14 protein-coding genes are annotated in these 17,783 nt (G+C 71.0%); 7 read left to right on the top strand and 7 right to left on the bottom strand.

Annotated elements, in window-relative coordinates; all coding sequences use genetic code 11:
- The first annotated feature begins 285 nt into the window (after positions 1–285).
- Positions 286–2,172 (top strand): methyl-accepting chemotaxis protein, encoded by a 1,887-nt coding sequence (locus AC1PK7_RS05870; RefSeq protein ID WP_481100158.1) that lies wholly within the window; start codon positions 286–288, stop codon positions 2,170–2,172.
- A gap of 17 nt (positions 2,173–2,189) precedes the next feature.
- On the opposite strand, the gene AC1PK7_RS05865 is transcribed toward AC1PK7_RS05870, so the two are convergent.
- The 4 genes from AC1PK7_RS05865 to rluD form a co-directional block, all read right to left on the bottom strand.
- On the bottom strand, positions 2,190–2,633 hold the full coding sequence (locus AC1PK7_RS05865) for a thiol-disulfide oxidoreductase DCC family protein (protein WP_371181336.1): 444 nt from the start codon (positions 2,631–2,633) through the stop codon (positions 2,190–2,192).
- The gene (locus tag AC1PK7_RS05860; protein ID WP_481100157.1) at positions 2,620–3,162 is read right to left on the bottom strand and encodes a DUF4166 domain-containing protein; all 543 of its coding nucleotides are present in this window, start codon (positions 3,160–3,162) and stop codon (positions 2,620–2,622) included. Before AC1PK7_RS05860 ends, AC1PK7_RS05865 begins: the two co-directional genes overlap by 14 nt.
- Positions 3,147–3,920, bottom strand: a complete 774-nt coding sequence (gene pgeF / locus AC1PK7_RS05855) for a peptidoglycan editing factor PgeF (protein WP_481100156.1) — start codon at positions 3,918–3,920, stop codon at positions 3,147–3,149. Before pgeF ends, AC1PK7_RS05860 begins: the two co-directional genes overlap by 16 nt.
- A gap of 112 nt (positions 3,921–4,032) precedes the next feature.
- Positions 4,033–5,040: a 23S rRNA pseudouridine(1911/1915/1917) synthase RluD gene (rluD, locus tag AC1PK7_RS05850; protein ID WP_481100155.1), complete on the bottom strand. Its 1,008-nt coding sequence runs from the start codon at positions 5,038–5,040 to the stop codon at positions 4,033–4,035.
- Between the two features lie 116 nt (positions 5,041–5,156).
- On the opposite strand from rluD, the gene AC1PK7_RS05845 reads away from it, so the two are divergent.
- From AC1PK7_RS05845 to AC1PK7_RS05830, 4 genes are all read left to right on the top strand, one after another.
- Complete coding sequence (locus tag AC1PK7_RS05845; RefSeq protein ID WP_010344377.1) at positions 5,157–6,032, top strand: outer membrane protein assembly factor BamD; 876 nt, start codon at positions 5,157–5,159, stop codon at positions 6,030–6,032.
- 269 nt (positions 6,033–6,301) lie between these two features.
- Positions 6,302–7,246, top strand: coding sequence for a hypothetical protein (locus AC1PK7_RS05840; RefSeq protein ID WP_481100154.1), 945 nt, complete (start codon positions 6,302–6,304; stop codon positions 7,244–7,246).
- A 52-nt stretch (positions 7,247–7,298) separates the two neighbouring features.
- Complete coding sequence (locus tag AC1PK7_RS05835) at positions 7,299–8,036, top strand: ATP-binding cassette domain-containing protein (RefSeq protein ID WP_481100153.1); 738 nt, start codon at positions 7,299–7,301, stop codon at positions 8,034–8,036.
- Positions 8,033–9,535 carry an ABC transporter permease/substrate-binding protein gene (locus tag AC1PK7_RS05830; protein WP_481100152.1) on the top strand — a complete coding sequence of 501 codons (1,503 nt, stop codon included), beginning with the start codon at positions 8,033–8,035 and terminating at the stop codon, positions 9,533–9,535. Before AC1PK7_RS05835 ends, AC1PK7_RS05830 begins: the two co-directional genes overlap by 4 nt.
- Before the next feature lie 224 nt (positions 9,536–9,759).
- On the opposite strand, the gene AC1PK7_RS05825 is transcribed toward AC1PK7_RS05830, so the two are convergent.
- On the bottom strand, positions 9,760–10,968 hold the full coding sequence (locus AC1PK7_RS05825; protein WP_481100151.1) for an aminotransferase class V-fold PLP-dependent enzyme: 1,209 nt from the start codon (positions 10,966–10,968) through the stop codon (positions 9,760–9,762).
- Positions 10,969–11,038: 70 nt separating this feature from the next.
- Between AC1PK7_RS05825 and egtB the strand changes: the two genes are divergently transcribed.
- A complete protein-coding gene (egtB, locus tag AC1PK7_RS05820; RefSeq protein WP_481100150.1) occupies positions 11,039–12,328 on the top strand; it encodes an ergothioneine biosynthesis protein EgtB in 1,290 nt (429 codons plus the stop codon).
- Positions 12,325–13,308, top strand: a complete 984-nt coding sequence (gene egtD / locus AC1PK7_RS05815) for an L-histidine N(alpha)-methyltransferase (protein ID WP_481100149.1) — start codon at positions 12,325–12,327, stop codon at positions 13,306–13,308. Before egtB ends, egtD begins: the two co-directional genes overlap by 4 nt.
- Positions 13,309–13,500: 192 nt before the next feature.
- On the opposite strand, the gene AC1PK7_RS05810 is transcribed toward egtD, so the two are convergent.
- Both AC1PK7_RS05810 and AC1PK7_RS05805 read right to left on the bottom strand, forming a co-directional pair.
- Positions 13,501–15,138 (bottom strand): NAD+ synthase, encoded by a 1,638-nt coding sequence (locus tag AC1PK7_RS05810; RefSeq protein WP_481100148.1) that lies wholly within the window; start codon positions 15,136–15,138, stop codon positions 13,501–13,503.
- Positions 15,139–15,707: 569 nt separating this feature from the next.
- Positions 15,708–17,765 (bottom strand): pyrroloquinoline quinone-dependent dehydrogenase, encoded by a 2,058-nt coding sequence (locus AC1PK7_RS05805; protein WP_481100147.1) that lies wholly within the window; start codon positions 17,763–17,765, stop codon positions 15,708–15,710.
- Between the last annotated feature and the right edge of the window lie 18 nt (positions 17,766–17,783).

The following is a 17,783-nucleotide window of genomic DNA, read 5'->3' as shown; positions in this document are numbered from 1 at the left end:
CGCCACCGCGCACCACCCGCCACCGGCCGCCTGCGGCCATGGCGGGTGGCCGGCGGCGGCGATGGGCGCCAGCCAGGAAGACCGCGGAGCGCCCCAGCGCCCACCACAGGGGCCTCCGCCGCTTGCCCTGCTGCGATGCAGCACGTCAGAACTCCCCGTGCAGACCTCCATGGGCGTTCAGGCCATGTAAAGTTTCCGACGAACGGCAGGTGCAGGCGATCAAGCCAGCGTGGTGATGCGCCGATACTGGATAAGCCCCCGCGCGACCGCCTCGCCCTCGCGGCGATGCCCGTTGTTTCCCAGCCGGTGCAGACCATGCCCTCGCCATCCGCCGTTCCCCGCTCCACCACAGCCTCGTGGCTGCGCTCCCGTTCGACGCTGCTGGCCCTTTTCCATGCGCTGCTCCTGCTGGCGCTGGCCGGCTATGCGCTGCACGTCGGCCGCACGGTCGGTGCAACCGGATCGGCGCTACCGCGTTTGCTGCCGGCCCTGCTGATCGCCGTGGCGGTGGCCGCGGCGCTGGCCTGGCTCGGCAGGCGCAGCGCACCGCGCGCCCTGGAGCAGGCCACGCAGGCGCTGCAGGCGCTGGGCGAAGGCCGCTTCGCGCAACGGGTGGAACTGGCCGGCGACGCGGACGAAGTCGCCCTGCTGCGCGCGCTGCAGCACGCACAACAGGCGCTGGCCGCGCGCCAGGCGCAGACCGAAGCAGAGCTGCAGCATGGCCGCTTCGTGATCCAGGCGCTGGACGACCTGGACACCATGGTGCGCATCGCCGACGACGATGGCCGCGTGCATTTCGCCAACCGCAAGCTGCTGCAGATGTTGAAGACCATCGAATCGGACGTGCAGCGCTTCCGCCCGGAATTCCGCGCCGAACAGTTCGTCGGCGGCAGCATCGGCGATATCTATCCGGACAGCCAGGCGGCGATCGACCGCATGCGCGCACTGACCGGCTCCAAGCGCGTGCGCGCGCCGTTCTTCGGCCGCCAGATCGATTTCGTGTACAGCCCGATCGACGGCGCCGACGGCCGCCGCCTGGGCACCATCGCGCAATGGGAGGAAGTGACCGCGCAGGTCAACGCAGAACAAGCGCTGGCCACGGTGATCGAAGCCGCCGCGCACGGCGATTTCAGCCAGCGCATCGAGACCGCGGCGATGGACGGCGTCCTCAAGTCGCTGGCCGAGGGCGTCAACCGCATCGCCGATGGAGTGGAGAGCAACCTGGCGCAACTGGCCGGGGCGCTGGCGGCACTGGCCGAAGGCGACCTCACCCACCGCGTCGATGGCCAGGCGCAGGGCGTGTTCGCGCGGTTGCGCGAGGACACCAATCGCACCGTCGCCAAGCTCACCGAGATCATCGTCGGCATCCAGGACTCGGCCGAAACGATCCGCCGCGCCGCCTCGGAGATCGCCGCGGGCAACACCGACCTGTCCGACCGCACCGAGCAGCAGGCGGCGAGCCTGGAGGAGACCGCCAGCTCGATGGAAGAGTTGACCTCGGCGGTGAAGCAGAACGCCGACAACGCCCAGCAGGCCAATGGCCTGGTGCAGAACACCGGCGAGGTCGCCCGTTCCGGCGGCAAGGTGATGGACGACGTGGTGGCGACGATGCGCGCGATCAGCACGTCTTCGCAGCGCATCGGCGAGATCATCGGGGTGATCGACGGCATCGCTTTCCAGACCAACATCCTGGCGCTCAACGCGGCGGTCGAAGCCGCGCGCGCCGGCGAACAGGGCCGCGGGTTCGCCGTGGTCGCCTCGGAAGTGCGCTCGCTGGCGCAGCGCTCGGCCGATGCGGCCAAGGAGATCAAGGAGCTGATCGAGGCCTCCACACGCACCGTCGGCGAAGGCGCCGAACTGGTCAACCGCGCCGGTGCCACCATGCACGAGATCGTCGGTTCTGTGCAGCGTGTCACCGGCCTGATCGGCGAAATCAGCGCCGCCAGCGGCGAGCAGTCCAGCGGCATCGAACAGGTCAACCGCACCGTGGCGCAACTGGACGAGGTGACCCAGCGCAACGCCGCCCTGGTCGAGGAAGCCACCGCCGCCGCGCGCAGCATGGAGGAACAGGCTGGCGGGCTGGCTGCAGCGGTTGCGGTGTTCCGGATCGACAGCGGCCGCGCCGGCGGCAGCGACGGCAAGGTGGTGCCGTTCGCGCGCGGCGCCGGCTGAGCCGGTCCGCGCGAGGCTCAGTCCAGGAAGCGCGCGCGCTGTTGCGGTTCCGGCAGGAAACACTGTGCAGTCGTGCCGAACCAGCGATGGCGGTTGCGCGCCAGCACGCGGTAGCCGGCATCGCGCCAGCGACGCGGCAGCAGGCGCAGCAACGCGACGCTGCGCCACACGCCGCCAAGCCCGGCGATCACCGCGATCGCCGCGTCCGAATCGGTCAAGGCACCGTGCCGTGTCAGCAGCAGGAACGACAGCGGATCGGCCGGATCCAGGCCATGCTCGCGCAACAGCGCGCTGCCGCGCGGCGACTGCATCGCCGCGAAGCGGTAGCGGCCGCGGCGATCGAAGCGCAGCAGGAACCGCACCCAATGGCTGCACAGCGCGCATACCCCATCGAACACGACGATGGCCGTGTCTTCCGACGCCTCAGGCGCCGCACCCGGTGGCGGCTCAGGCCGGCGCAAGCCAGCCCTCGTAGCGGATGAACGGGCCGATCCACGGCAGCGTCACCGCAATCACGAACGCGTAGCGGCCGTCGCGCTGGTCTTCGCGGCAGTGCACGCCGGCCAGCCAGCGTCGCGGCAGCGGCAGCACGCCGAAGGCCCAGGCGCGCGCCGCGCGCCATTCGATGCCGGCACCGTCGACCCGCAAGGCGAATTCGAAGACCACCGCGCCCAGGCGCTCGCGCAGCCGGCCGCGGTGCAGCCATAGCCGGGACGGCATGGCATGCGTGCCGAACCGGCGCTCCCAGCGCTCGCCGCGGGCATCGGCGCGGAACACCACCTCCACCGGCGTCGCCGGCCCGGTGCGCGGCAGCCGCACCAGCCACGCGCACAGCGGCAACAGCGGATGGCGACCGCGCTGCACCATCGCCTGGCCGACATAGCGCGACTGCGACGAGGGCGTGTGCAGTTCGCGCAGCACCGGCGGCAATTGCGCGAACGCCGGTCCCAGCACCTGCGCGAACAGCGGCGGTGTCAGGGCGCGATCCACGCCAGGGTGGCCATGCGTCCGCTGCGACGGTCGCGCCGATAGGAGTAGAAGCGCTGCGCATCGGCGATGGTGCACAGCCCGCCGCCGTGGATCTGCTCCGGCACCATGCCGGCCGCGACCAGGCGCTGCCGCGCCAGCGCGTACAGATCCACCAGCCAATGACCGGGTCGGGTGGCGACGAACGCGGCCGCGGCGGCCGGATCGTGGCGCAGGAACGCCTCGCGCACCTCGACGCCGATTTCGTAGTGCTGCGGTCCGGCCGCCGGCCCCAGCCAGGCCTGCAATTGCGCTGGCGCCGTGCGCAGCGCGGCGATGGTGGCCTCGAGCACGCCGCCGGCCAGCCCCTGCCAGCCGGCATGCGCGGCGCCGACCTCGCTGCCGTCGCGGGCGGCGAACACCACCGGCAGGCAGTCGGCGGTCAGGATCGCCAGCACCACCCCCGGTTCGGCGGTGACCGCGGCATCGGCGGTCGGCTCGGCGTCGATGCCGGTCCCGCGGGGCGGCGCGTCGAAGCGCAGCACCTGCACGCCGTGCACCTGCCGCAGCCAATGCGGCGGCGTCGGCAACGCCAGCCGCGCGGCCAGTTCGTCGCGGTTGCGCTGCACCGTGGCCGGGTCGTCGCCGTCGGCGGCGCTGCGGTTGCCCAGGTTGAAGCGGTCGAACGGCGGCAGCGAGGCGCCGGCGCCATGGCGCAGCGTGGTCAGGGCATGGACGCGCGGCGGGGCCGGCCAGTCGGCCTGCAAGGCGACGTCGCTCATCGGCAACGCCCTCGGCCGACACCGGGCGCCATGCCGGCAGTCTGGCGTCCCAGGCCGCAGCACGAGACGGAGCCACGCGCTACGGCGCGGGAGACCGGCAACCTGGCCATGCTCAGCGCCGCGCCCGCTCGGCGGCCGCCTGCGCATCCACGCGCAGGGCGGCCATCAGTTGCTGCAGATCGGCGGGCACCGCCGCGATGGCGCGGACCGGCTCGCCGCTCAGCGGGTGTTTGAACTCCAGGGTCTCGGCATGCAGCGCCTGGCGCTTGAAGCCGCGTAGTTCGGCGATCAGTTCCTCGCTGGCACCTTTGGGCAGCTTCAGCGGGCCGCCGTACAGCGGGTCGCCGACGATCGGGTGCTTGAGGTGCGCCATGTGCACGCGGATCTGGTGGGTGCGGCCGGTCTCCAGGCGGCATTCCAGGGCCGTGTGGGCGCGGAAGCGTTCGCGCAGCCGGTAGTGGGTGACCGCGTCGCGGCCGTCCTCGCGCACCGCCATGCGCAGGCGGTCGCGCGGATGGCGGTCGATCGGCGCGTTGGCGGTGCCGCCGGAGACCAGGGCACCGACCACCACCGCCAGGTACTGCCGGTGCACGTCGCGCGCGGACAGCTGCGCCACCAGCGAGGTATGCGCCTGCAGGGTCCGCGCCACCACCATGGCGCCGCTGGTGTCCTTGTCCAGGCGGTGCACGATGCCGGCGCGCGGCAGCGCCGACAGCCCCGGGTCGCGGTACAGCAAGGCGTTGACCAGGGTGCCGCTGGGGTTGCCGGCGCCCGGGTGCACCACCAGCCCGGCCGGCTTGTTCAGCACGATGACCTGGTCGTCCTCGTACAGCACCTCCAGCGGGATGTCCTCGGGCAGGGCGTGGGTCTGGGTGTCCAGCACCGCGTGCAGGCTGGCGATCTCGCCGCCGCGCAGCGCATCGCGCGGCCGTGCCGGGGCGCCGTCGAGCAGGGCGTCGCCGGATTTGATCCATTCGGCCAGGCGCGAGCGCGAGTATTCGGGGAACAGTTCGGCCAGCACCGCATCGAAGCGGCGGCCGGCGGCGTGATCGGGGACGCGCGCCTGGCGCGGGCCGTCGCTGACGGCGTCCTCGGGCAGATCCGGGGGGGTATGGGGCATGGCAGGGGCACGGCTTGGGTCGGAAAAGGAGGGTCGCGGCGGCCGTAGTCAGTCGCAGGACAGGCCACTAGGCTATCATCGCCCCTTCGTATTCCTGCCCTGCCGCGCCCGAACCCATGATCCGACGCTCCGTCCCGCTGTCCGCGCACGTCCGTTTCATCGCCCTGCTGCTGGTCACGCTGGTCGTGGCGACGGGTTGCCACCGTCAGAAGAAGAACCCCGAAGAAGGCATGCCGGTGGAGCAGCTCTACCAGAAGGCGCACGGGCAGATGGAGACCGGCAACTGGGCCGGCGCCGAGAGCAGCTTCAAGCGGCTGATCGCGCAGTACCCGTACGGCAACTACACCGAGCAGGCGATGATCGAGAGCGCCTACGCCCAGTACAAGGCCGGCAAGCACGACGACGCGGTGTCGACCATCGACCGCTTCATCCGCACCTACCCGACCCAGCGCAACATCGCCTACATGTATTACCTGCGCGGGCTGTCCAACTCCAACCGCGACACGGTGTTCCTGCGCCGGGTGTGGTCGCTGGATCCCAGCCGCCGCGACCTGTCCACCCCGCAGCAGGCCTACGCCGACTTCAACACCGTCGCCGAGCGCTACCCGAACAGCCGCTACGCCGCCGACGCGCGTGCGCGCATGATCGCCCTGCGCAACGTGTTCGCACAGCACGAGTTGGACAACGCGCTGTACTACCTGCGCCGCGACGCCTGGGTGTCGGCCGCCTCGCGCGCCACCTACCTGCTCGAGACCTACCCACAGAGCGCGTACCAGAACGACGCGGTGGCGGTGCTGGCCGATGCCTACACCCACCTGGGCAACAAGACCCTGGCCGCCGACGCGCGCCGCGTGCTCGAACTCAACGATCCGCAGCATCCGTGGCTGACCGGCAACTGGCCGAAGTACCCGTGGATGATCCGCAAGCTCAACCCGTTCGCCGGCGAGAAGTCCGCCGCCACCGGACAATCGAATTCGCAGATGCAGCGCTGATCCACCGCGCCGACACGATGCACACCGACAGGGGCCGCAAGGCCCCTGTCGCGTTCTGAAGGGCGATCACCGCGGCCTCCCTGCAAGGCGAGCCGATCCGAACCGGCACACGCCGGGAACGCCGCGCAGCAGCGCAACGACGCCGGGCCAGCCCGGCGCTGCGGACTGCGACGCGCGCCCCAATCCGGACGATTGTCGGCCAGACCGCTGCGCAGGCTTGCTAGGCTGCCCGCACACCTCCTCCGTGCCGATCCGCTGGGACCCTGCCCATGCCCATCCTGCGCCCGCTGCTGTGGTTGTTCGCCGCCGTCCTCGCCACCGCCGCCCCCCCGGTCGCCGCGGCACCGGCCATCGTGTACGGAGTCAATGGCCACGACGGCCGCCAGGCCTACCCGCTCAGCCAGAGCGAGGCGGTGTTCCGCCTGCTCGACCAGCGCAACCTGCGCAGCTACCGGTTCGACGTGGACCCGCGCAACTTCACCGTGCTCGACCGGTTGGTGCAGCTCTCGCGCCAGTACAACATCGCGCTGCGGCCGATGGTGTATCCGATGTCGCGCGAGATCGGCTACGCGCTGGCGCGCCGCTATGCCAACGACATCAAGGTGTGGGAAATCGGCAACGAGCAGGACCTGGACCGTGCCGCCGCGCCGGCGCGGATCGCGGCGATGACCACGATGTACCGCGGCATGAAGCAGGCCTCCGACGAACTGGGCGCCGGCCTGCAGTTCACCATCAACATCACCGCCTGCAACAGCGACGATCATTCGGCCAACGCGCGCTGCCCGGGCGACCGCAACGGCTCGCTGTGGTTCCTCGACCAAGCCAAGGCCGCCGGCTTCGACTTCGACCGCATCAGCTTCCACTACTACGCCTTCCACGGCGAGCGCGGCTATTGGATGGACCTGTATCTCGGACAAGTGCGCGCCGCTGCGCAGAAATACGGCACCAAGGTCTACGTCAACGAGCTCAACTGCGCCGAGATCTACACCGGCAACACCGATGGCGGCTACCCCGGCGACGGCGCCTGCTACGACAGCGTGGCGGAGTTGCTGCAGACATTGCACAGCGACTATGCCGACGTGGTCGCCGAGATCAATCTCTACGAACTGCTCGACCAGCCTGACCAGCAGGGCGCGGAAGCGCATTTCGGCCTGATGTACGACCTGAGCCGGCCCAAGCCGACGCTGGACCTGCTGACCGACGCCGCCCGCTGAGCGCGCCGCGTCTTCGCGCGGCGTGGTCGCCGCCTGCGGCTATGCTGCGGCGATGTTCGAACTGCATCGGGTCACCCGCCGCTACGGCGACATGCTGGCGCTGGACCGGGTCGATCTCCGCATCGCCCCCGGCCGCACCACCGCGCTGATCGGCCCCAGCGGCGCCGGCAAGTCCAGCGTGCTGCGCCTGCTGCTGGGGCTGGAATGGCCGGATGGCGGCGAGGTGCGCTTCCAGGGCGAACCGCTGCGCCGCGCCACCCTGCTGGCGCAGCGCCGGCGCATCGGTTACGTGATCCAGGAAGGCGGGCTTTTCCCGCACCTGACCGCGCGCGATAATGCTGCCTTGCTGGCGCGCACCCTGGGCTGGACGCGACCGCGCATCGCCGCGCGCCTGCACGAGCTGGCCGAGTTGTGCCGGCTGCCGGAAGCGCTGCTGGCGCGCTACCCGGCCGAGCTGTCCGGCGGCCAGCGCCAGCGCGTGGGGCTGATCCGTGCGCTGTTGCTGGATCCGCCGGTCCTGCTGCTGGACGAGCCGCTTGGCGCGCTCGACCCGATCGTGCGCCACGAACTGCAGACGCAGATGCGCGAGCTGTTCGCGCTGCTCGGAAAGACCGTGGTGCTGGTGACCCACGACGTCGCCGAAGCCGCCTACCTGGGCGACGCACTGGTACTGATGCGCGGCGGCCGCGTGCTGCAGGAAGGCAGCGCGCGCCAGTTGCTGGAGGCGCCGGCCGATCCGTTCGTCGGCCAGTTCCTGCAGGCGCAGCGCACGCTGGAGGATGCGCGATGACGTCGCTGGGCGCGCACTTGCGCGCGGTCGCGCTGCTCGCCTTCGGTGCAGCAGCCAGTCTGCTGAGCCTGCCGGCGGCCGCCGCCGACACCAAGGTCGTGGTCGGCTCCAAGAACTTCACCGAAGCGGTGGTGCTGGGCGAGATCGCCGCCGGCGCCGGGCGCCAGGCCGGCGTCGAGGTCGAGCACCGGCGCCAGCTCGGCGGTACCCGCATCCTGTGGCGCGCGCTGGAGCAGGGTTCGATCGACGCCTACGCCGAGTACACCGGCACCCTGGCCGCTGAACTGCTGCACATGCCCGGCGCCGACGACGCCGCGCTGCGACAGGCGCTGGCGCAACGCGGGCTGGCGATGAGCGCGCCGCTGGGCTTCGACAACACCTATGCGTTCGGCATGCGCCGGCAACGCGCGCAGGCGCTGGGCATCGTGCGCCTGTCCGACCTGGCCGCACATCCGGCGCTGAAGTTCGGGCTGAGCAACGAATTCGTCTCGCGTGCCGACGGCTGGCCCGGCGTGCGCGACGCCTACGGCCTGCCGCAGGTGCCCACCGGCCTGGACCACGACCTCGCCTACCGCGCGCTGGACAGCGGCGCGATCGACCTCACCGACCTGTACAGCACCGACGCCGAGATCCCCGCGCACGACCTGCTGGTGCTGCAGGACGACAGGCATTACTTCCCGCGCTACGCCGCGGTGTTCCTGTACCGCGCCGACCTGGCGCAGCGCGCGCCGCGCTTCGTGCAGGCGCTGCAGGGACTGGGCGGCCGCATCGACGCGGCGACCATGCAGCGGCTCAACGCCGAAGCCAAGCTCGACAAGCGCGCCGAGAGCGCCATCGCCGCGCATTGGCTGGGCATCGCCGCGCCGGCCGAAGACGGCCGCCTGCCAAGGCTGCTGCAACGCACCCGCGAGCACCTGGCGCTGGTCGGGCTGTCGCTGGGCCTGGCCCTGCTGGTGGCGCTGCCGCTGGGCATCCTGGCCGCGCATCGGCCACGGCTCGGCCAGGCGGTGCTGGCCCTGACCGGCGTGCTGCAGACGCTGCCGTCGCTGGCAGTGTTCGTGTTCATGATCCCGCTGTTCGGCATCGGCGCCAAACCGGCGATCGCCGCGCTGTTCCTGTACAGCCTGCTGCCGATCGTGCGCAACACGCACGCCGGCATCACCGGCATTGCGCGCGAGCTGCGCGAGACCGCCGCCGCGCTGGGCCTGCCGCCGGGCACCCGGCTGTGGCGGATCGAACTGCCGCTGGCGCTGCGCACCATCCTCGCCGGCATCAAGACCGCCGCGGTGATCAATGTCGGCACCGCCACCCTGGGCGCGCTGATCGGCGCTGGCGGCTACGGCCAGCCGATCCTGACCGGCATCCGCCTTGACGACCTCGGCCTGATCCTGGAAGGCGCGGTGCCGGCCGCGCTGCTGGCGTTGCTGGTCCAGGGCCTGTTCGAACTGCTGGAGCGGGTGCTGACGCCGCGCGGCTTGCGCCTGGCGGCGCGGCGGTGAAGCGGGCGCCGCGCCTGAGAGTTGAGTGTATGCCGGCCCGTCGGCAGCACAACACGCATTACACCGACATGGAGGTCGCGGCTGAAGCCGCTCCTACGGCATGCGTGCCGCGTCTCTCGTAGGAGCGGCTTCAGCCGCGACGAACGAAGGCATGCATCTCAACACGATCGACGATCCGGATCGGTCGTCGGCCGCGGACAGACGACGCTCGCACACGCGTGCCTTCAGCCGCGCACCACCGCCACCATCTCGCGCACCAGCCCGCGCATCGCCTCGGGCGTCAGTTGCAGGTACGGCGCGATGCGCAGCGCGCCATGCCGATGGGTGCAGATGACCTGCGCGTGCTGCAGCCATGGCAGCAACACCGGCATCGTCGACGCCGGCGGACGCAGCGCGTACAGATGCGGCGCATGCCCGGACGCGATCCAGCCGTGCGCGCCCAGCGCCCGGAGTTCCGCATCGAACGCCGCGCCAAGTTCACCGAGGCGCTGCGCGATGCGTGCCGGCTGCCACTGCTGCACCTGCTGCAGCGCCGCGCTGGCCATCGCCAGCCGCAGCGGATCGGCCACGCCACCGGCGTCGAAGCGACGTGCGCCGCTACGGTACGGCGGCGGCGCCTCGGCCGGGAATTGCCAGTCGCCGCCCGGATCGCGCGCCTGCCAGTGCTGCTCGAACGGGACGCCGTGCGCGCGCCAGTGCGGCGAGGCCCACAGCCATGCCAGCCCCATCGGTCCGAGCAGCCACTTGTGTCCGACCGAGACCACGAAATCCGGCCGCCAGGCATCCAGCCGTACCGGCAGCACGCCCAGGCTCTGGCTCAGGTCCAGCACCAGCATCGCGCCGGCTGCATGCACGCGCGGCGCGATCCGATCCAGATCCAGCAGACCGCCGTCGCGCCAATACGCATTCGGCAACGTCGCCACGCGCACGCGCGGCTGCGCGTCGAGCGTGGCCAGCACCGCGTCGGTCCAGCCCTGGCCCGGCGCAGGCCGCACCACCGCGAGGTGCGCGCCGCTCTCGGCGCAGCGTTGCTGCCATGCCAGCAGATTGGACGGGAACTGGCCATCGAGCAGCAGCACCGCATCGCCGGGCGCCAGCGGCACCTGCCGCGCCGCGATGGCCAGGCCGTAGGCAGCCGAGGGCACCATCGCCACGCCCTCGCTGTCGCCCGCGAACAGCGTGGCCGCAGCCAGCGCGCGCAGGTCTTCGATCTGCCTGCGCCACGCATCGAAAGACAGCGTCCACGGCGCGACCGAATCGGCCAACGCCGCCTGCCCCGCGGCCAGCGCACGGTGCAGGCGCGGCCCCTTGCTGGCGGTGTCCAGGTAGCGCCCCCCGGCCGGCAGGGCGAACGCCTCCGCCGCGGCATCGAGGTCGACCAATTGTCCGGTGGACGCCAGACCGGCTGCGTGGCGCGAGGCGATCGTAGACATGTGCCTAGGGTAACGCCACGGTCCGCGACGCGTGACGGTCCGTTCACGCCCCAGCGCTAAGACTGCATCGATGCAAGCGATCTCTCCGGCGTCACCGCCCTCGCCCATCGCGTCCGTTTCGACGCTGGCGGACCGCCTGCGCCGCGTGCGCGCCCGCAGCCGTCATCTCGCCGCGCCATTGAGCGAAGAAGACGCGATGGTGCAGAGCATGGACGATGCCAGCCCGGCCAAATGGCATCTGGCGCACACCACCTGGTTCTTCGAGCGTTTCGTGCTCGGCGCCGATCCGGCGTACCGTGCCCGCGATCCGCAGTGGGACTACCTGTTCAACAGCTACTACCAGAGCATCGGTCCGGCGCATGCGCGGCCGCATCGCGGCCTGCTGTCGCGGCCATCGCTGGCGCAGGTTCTGGACTACCGCGCGGAGATCGAAAGCCGCGTGCTGGCGCAGCTGCAGGCCGGCACGCTGGCGCCGCAGACGCTGCAGATCCTGGAACTGGGCCTGCAGCACGAGCAGCAACACCAGGAGTTGCTGCTCACCGACATCAAGCACGCGTTCTGGCGCAATCCACTGGGCCCGGCCTATCGCGCCGACCTGGCGACGCAGCACGCGCCGGCGTCCCCGCTGCGCTGGCTGCAGCGCGATGAGCAGATCAGCGAGATCGGTGCCGCGCCGTGGCCGGCGCATGCCGACTTCGCCTACGACAACGAATCGCCGCGGCATCGCGTGCTGGTGCCGGCACATGCGCTGGCCAGCCGCCCGGTGAGCAACGCCGAATACGCCGAGTTCATCGCCGACGGCGGCTATCGCACGGTCGGGCTGTGGCTCAGCGACGGCTGGGCCAAGCGTTGCGCCGAGGACTGGCAGCGCCCGCTGTACTGGCATGCCGACGGCGCGCGGGAATTCACCCTCGGCGGCTGGCGCGAACGCGATCCGCATGCACCGGTGTGCCATCTCAGCCTGTTCGAGGCCGATGCGTTCGCGCGCTGGGCCGGCGCACGCCTGCCGACCGAAGCGGAGTGGGAACAGGCGGCCGCCGGCGTCGCCATCGCTGGCAACTTCGTGGAGACCGATGCGCTGCATCCGCAGTCGACCGCGCCGGCCAATACTGGCCTGCAGCAGTTGTTCGGCGATGTCTGGGAATGGACCGGCAGTGCCTACCTGCCCTACCCCGGCTTCCGCCCGTGGTCGGGCACGCTGGGCGAATACAACGGCAAGTTCATGAACGCGCAGTGGGTGTTGCGCGGCGGCAGTTGCGCCACGCCGCACGATCACATCCGCGCCAGCTATCGCAATTTCTTCCCCTCCGATGCGCGGTGGCAGTTCGCCGGCGTGCGCCTGGCCAAGGATCCCGCATGAATGCCGCAACCGCCCGTGCCCTCACCGAAGCCGCCCTGACCGACCTGCATCCGCAGCCGGACGACATCACCGCCGATGCGATCGCTGGCTTGTCGTGCAGCCCCAAGCAGCTGCCGTCCAAGTACTTCTACGACGCCGAGGGCTCGCGCCTGTTCGAGGCGATCACGCGTCAGCCCGAGTACTACCTGACCCGCACCGAGCTGGACCTGCTGGAAGCGCGGATGCCGTCGATCGCGCAGGCGGTGGGCACGGGCGCGCACGTGGTGGAACTGGGCAGCGGCAGCGGCCGCAAGACCCAGCTGCTGCTGGACGGCCTGCGCATGCCGGTGGCCTACACGCCCATCGAAATCTCCCGCGACATGCTGATGTCCAGCACCGCGCGGCTGGCCGAGCGCTTCCCGCACATCCAGATGCTGCCGGTGTGCGCCGACTTCACCGCGCCGGTGGCGCTGCCGGCGCCGCAGCGCGGTGCGCGCCGCACCCTGGTGTTCTTCCCCGGCTCGACCCTGGGCAACTTCACCCGCGAGGACGGCATCGCCCTGCTGCGCTCGATGCGCCAGACCATGGGCGCGGACGGCTGCGCGCTGATCGGCATCGATCTGGTCAAGGACACGGCGCTGCTGGAGGTCGCCTACAACGACGCCGCCGGGGTGACCGCCGCATTCACGCTGAACCTGCTGCGCCGGCTCAACCGCGAGATCGGCAGCGATTTCGACCTGGCGCAGTTTCGCCATCATGCGGTGTACTCGGAAGCGCGCGAGCGGATCGAGACCTTCCTGGTCAGCCAGTGCGCGCAGCAGGTGACCGTGGCCGGGCGCCGCTTCGATTTCGCCGAAGGCGAAGCGATGCAGGTCGAGTACAGCCACAAATACACCGACCAGAGCTTCGCGGCGATGGCCGCCGAAGCCGGCCTGCGCGTCAGCCATGGCTGGAATGCGCAGGACGATGCGTTCGGGCTGCGGTTGTTGCAGGTGGTTTGAAGGCCGGGATTGGGGATTCGGGATTGGGGATTCGCAAAAGCGAATACGGCGCGATGCCGTAGCTTCCTGTCAACGACACCCGCGTAGCATCTCGCGTAGGAGCGGCTTCAGCCGCGACGCGCTTTACCAGCAAGGCCCGTCGCGGCGGAAGCCGCTCCTACAGATGAGACAGATGCCAGGTCGACGACCGCGTCAGGCCTGATACCCGTTACTGATCGGATAGCGCCGCTCGCGTCCGAAGGCGCGGCGCGACACCTTCGGCCCCGGCGCGGCCTGGTGGCGCTTCCATTCGCTGATGCGCACCAGCCGCACCACGCGATCGACTACCTCAGCGGCATAACCGGCGGCGACGATTTCGTCGCGCGATTCCTCCTGGTCGACATAGCGGTACAGGATGCCGTCGAGCACGTCATAGGGCGGCAGCGAATCCTGGTCGGTCTGGTTGGCGCGCAGCTCCGCCGAGGGCGGCCGCGCGATCACCGCCGGCGGGATCACCGGTGTGCCGCCGACCGTGTTGCGCCACTTCGCCAGGCCGAACACCTCGGTCTTGTACAGGTCCTTCAGCGGCGCATAGCCGCCGCACATGTCGCCGTAGATGGTGGCGTAGCCCACCGCGTATTCGCTCTTGTTGCCGGTGGTCAGCAGCAGGCCGCCGAACTTGTTGGCCAGCGCCATCAGGATCACGCCGCGGCTGCGCGACTGCAGGTTTTCTTCGGTGACGTCGGGCTCGGTGCCAGCGAACAGCGGACCGAGTGCGCTCAGCAGGCCCTCGAACGCCGGCTCGATCGCCACCGTCTCCAGCTTCACGCCGAGGACGCGGCACTGGTCGGCGGCAAGATCGTTGGACAGGTCGGCGGTATAGCGCGACGGCAGGCGCACCGCGGTGACGTTGTCCGCGCCCAGCGCATCCACCGCCATCGCCAGCACCAGCGCCGAATCGATGCCGCCGGACAGGCCCAGCCACACCTTGGAAAAGCGGTTCTTGGCGCAGTAGTCCTGCAGCCCGCGCACCACCGCGCGCCAGGCCAGCGCATCCATGCTCTCGTCGCCGTCGTCGGTCCAGCGCAGCGGCGCGAAGCGGCGCGCGGCGGTGTCGTAGTCCACCACCAGCCATTGGTCGGTGAAGGCAGCCGCCGCCGGATGCACGGTGCCGTCGCCGTCGGCCACCACCGAGGCGCCGTCGAACACCAGCGCGTCCTGGCCGCCGACCACGTTGAGATAGGCCAGCGCTGCGCCACTCTCGCGGCTGCGCTCGGCCAGCAGCGCGTCGCGCTGCGCATGCTTGCCGCGTTCGTAGGGGGAGGCATTGGGCACCAGCACCAGTTCCGCACCCGCCCGCACGGTGGCCGCCAGCGGCTCCGGGAACCACAGGTCCTCGCAGATCACCAGGCCGACCGGCGTGCCCTTGACCTCGAACACGCAGTTCTCGCCGTCCGGGTCCACGTCGAAATAGCGGCGCTCGTCGAACACCGCGTAGTTGGGCAGTTCGCGCTTGCGGTAGGTGCGTTCGATGCGGCCGCCGCGCAGCACGCTGGCGGCGTTGTAGACCACGCTGCCGGCGCTCTGCGGCCAGCCGACCACCGCGACGATGCCGCGCACCTGCGCGGCGATGCGCTGCACCGCGCGCTCGCAGTCGGCCAGGAAGCCCGGCCGCAGCAGCAGGTCCTCCGGCGGATAACCGCTGACCGCCAGCTCCGGGAACAGCACCACCTCGGCGCCGTACTCGTCGCGCGCCTCCTCGATCAAGGCGATGATGCGGTCGGTGTTCTGAGCCACGGCGCCGACCGGGAAATCGAATTGGGCCATGGCGAGGCGGAGGGAGGCGGACATAGGCAACCTTGCAGGAACGGATGGAAGACCGTCAGGCACCACGCGAGCGCATCGCACCTGCCGCGGCGCCGCTGCATCGCGCGGCACCATGCGCAGTGTAGCGCTGTGCCGGGTTGCGGCCGATGATGCGCATGCCGCCACGTTGGAATGCGGCGTGCAGCCCGGGCAAGCCGCATCTTGGATGCGCACATGGCGGCAGCCGCAGCGATGCCGCAGGACGCTCTCTCTGCTGCGCGCGCCCGAGAAAGCCGCTTGGCCAGGCACCCCGCGTCGCGACTGAAGTCGCTCCCACAAGGGGCGGCATGCCGAGCGCTGGCTGATGCACTGTCGAAGAACTTCAGGGCAGCTCTAACAACGTGCTTTTGCCGCGGCTCAGCGCGACATGTCGTGCCCCTCGTAGGAGCGGCTTCAGCCGCGATGGGCGTTACCAAGAATGCCCGCCGCGGCTGAAGCCGCTCCTACAGGAACACGGCACAGCAACGGATAACGGCATGCCAGCAGCCACTGTGAGAGGGACTTCAGTCCCGACTGCAGCAATCCAGAAGCGCCGGCCAGCCCCACCATTTACTTCAGCGCGCGCCAGCGCCAGCTCGTGCGCGCCGCCGCCGGCGCCAACGCCGCAGCAACGCCACCACTCCCGCGCATAGCCCGAACGCAGCAGCGCCCAGCACCGCCATGCGCACGCCGACGCCATGCTGGAACACGACGTCCTTGCCCGTGCCGTCGAGCGTATAGGCGACCACGTAGTCGCCCATCGTACCCATGCCCTCGCGCCCGCCGGCCGCGATCACCACGTACTGCTTGCCGCCCACCGCATAGACCGAGGGCGTGGCCTGGCCGCCGGCCGGCAGCTTGGCCTCCCACAGGGTCTTGCCCGTGGTGCTGTCGAGCGCGCGCAGGCGTGCGTCGGCCGCCGCGGCGATGAAGGTCAGGCCGCTGGCCGTGGTCACCGCGCCGCCGAGCAGCGGCGTCCCCACCTCCAGCGGCAGCCACGGCAGCTTCTCTTCCAGGGTGCCGAGCGGGCGTTCCCAGGCGATCTTGCGCGTGCGCAGATCCACCGCCACCAGGCGCCCCCACGGCGGCTTGACGCAGGGAATGCCGCCGGAGGAGCTCAGCATGCCGCGGCGCATGTAGTACGGCGTGCCTTCCATGTCGTTGAATTGCTGATCCGGATGGCGCGCACGCTCGGCCTTGCTGAACTGCTCGCGCGGGATCAGCGTCACCTGCATCGGCAGGTCCGACACCGGCAGGATCGCCAGTTGCCGCTGCGGATCCACCGCGATGCCGCCCCAGTTCACGCCACCAGCCCAGCCCGGCAGCGCGATCGTGCCGCGCACGCTGGGCGGGGTGAACAGGCCTTCCGAGCGCAGCCCGGCGATCAGCGCGGCGCATTCGCGGCGCGCGCCCGGCGTCGCCCCCCAGGCATCGGCGGCGGTCAGCGGCGTATGCCGCGCCAGGCGCAGCGCCGGCTCGGGCATCGGCTGGGTCGGCGAGGCGCGCTCGCCCGGCACGTCGGAGGCCGGCACCGGCACCTCGCTGATCGGGAACAGCGGCGTGCCGTCGCGGCGATCGAAGGCGAACAAGAAGCCGGTCTTGGTCGCCTGCAACACGGCCGCGCGCGGCCCCTGCGCGGTCTGCGCCGTGGTCAGCACCGGCTGCGATGCCAGGTCGTAGTCCCACAGGTCGTGGTGCACCAGTTGCTGCGCCCACACCCGGCGGCCGCTGTGCAGGTCCAGCGCCACCAGCGAATCGGCGTCGCGGTTGTCGCCCAGGCGCTCGCCGCCGTAGTAGTCGGGGCTGGCCGAGCCAGTCGGTACATAGACCAGACCCAGCGCCGGATCCACCGACAGCGGCGCCCAGGCATTGCCGCCGCCGACCGTGGCCGCCTGCGCCGGCTGCCACCCGGCCGCAGCCGCCTTGGCCGGATCGCGCGGCACCGGATCCCAGCGCCACAGCTCGCGGCCGCTGCGCGCGTCGTAGCCACGCACCACGCCCTGCTCCAGCGCATGCCCGCGGTTGTCGCCGATCGAGCTGCCGACCACCAGCACGTCGCCGGCCACCACCGGCGGCGAGGTCACCGCATAGTTGGACCAGGCATCGCTGGCGTTGTCATGCACGTCGATGCCGGCATGCAGGTCGATCGTGCCGTCCTTGCCGAACCCGGCGCAGGGCTTGCCGTCGGCGGCGTCCAACGCGATCAGCCGCGCATCCAGGGTGCCGTACACGATGCGCTCGCGGCACGCGCCCGCCGTCGCCTGGGTGTCGCGCCAGAAACTCACCCCGCGCGAGGCCGGGTCGCTGTAGTGCTTGTTGCGCGCGACCTTGGCATCGAACGACCACACTTCGCGGCCGCTGGTCGCATCCAGCGCGAAGGCGATGCCGGTCCCGGTGGTGAGGTACATGCGCCCACCCAGCACCAGCGGGTTGGCCTCGAAGCGGCGCCGTTCCGGATCGGGCAGGCCCGCGCCGAGTTCGCCGGTGCGGAACGCCCAGGCGATGCGCAGCCGGCCGATGTTGTCCGGGGTGATCTGGGTCAGCGGCGAATACTGCCCGCCGCCGGGCGCGCCGGCATAACTGGCCCAGTCGCCTGGCGCCGCCGCGCAGACGCCACCGATACCCATCGCCATGCCCGCCCCGCATACCGC

The sequence above is a fragment of the Xanthomonas sp. NCPPB 3174 genome (assembly GCF_056725205.1).
This window is presented reverse-complemented; position numbering and strand designations above follow the sequence as displayed.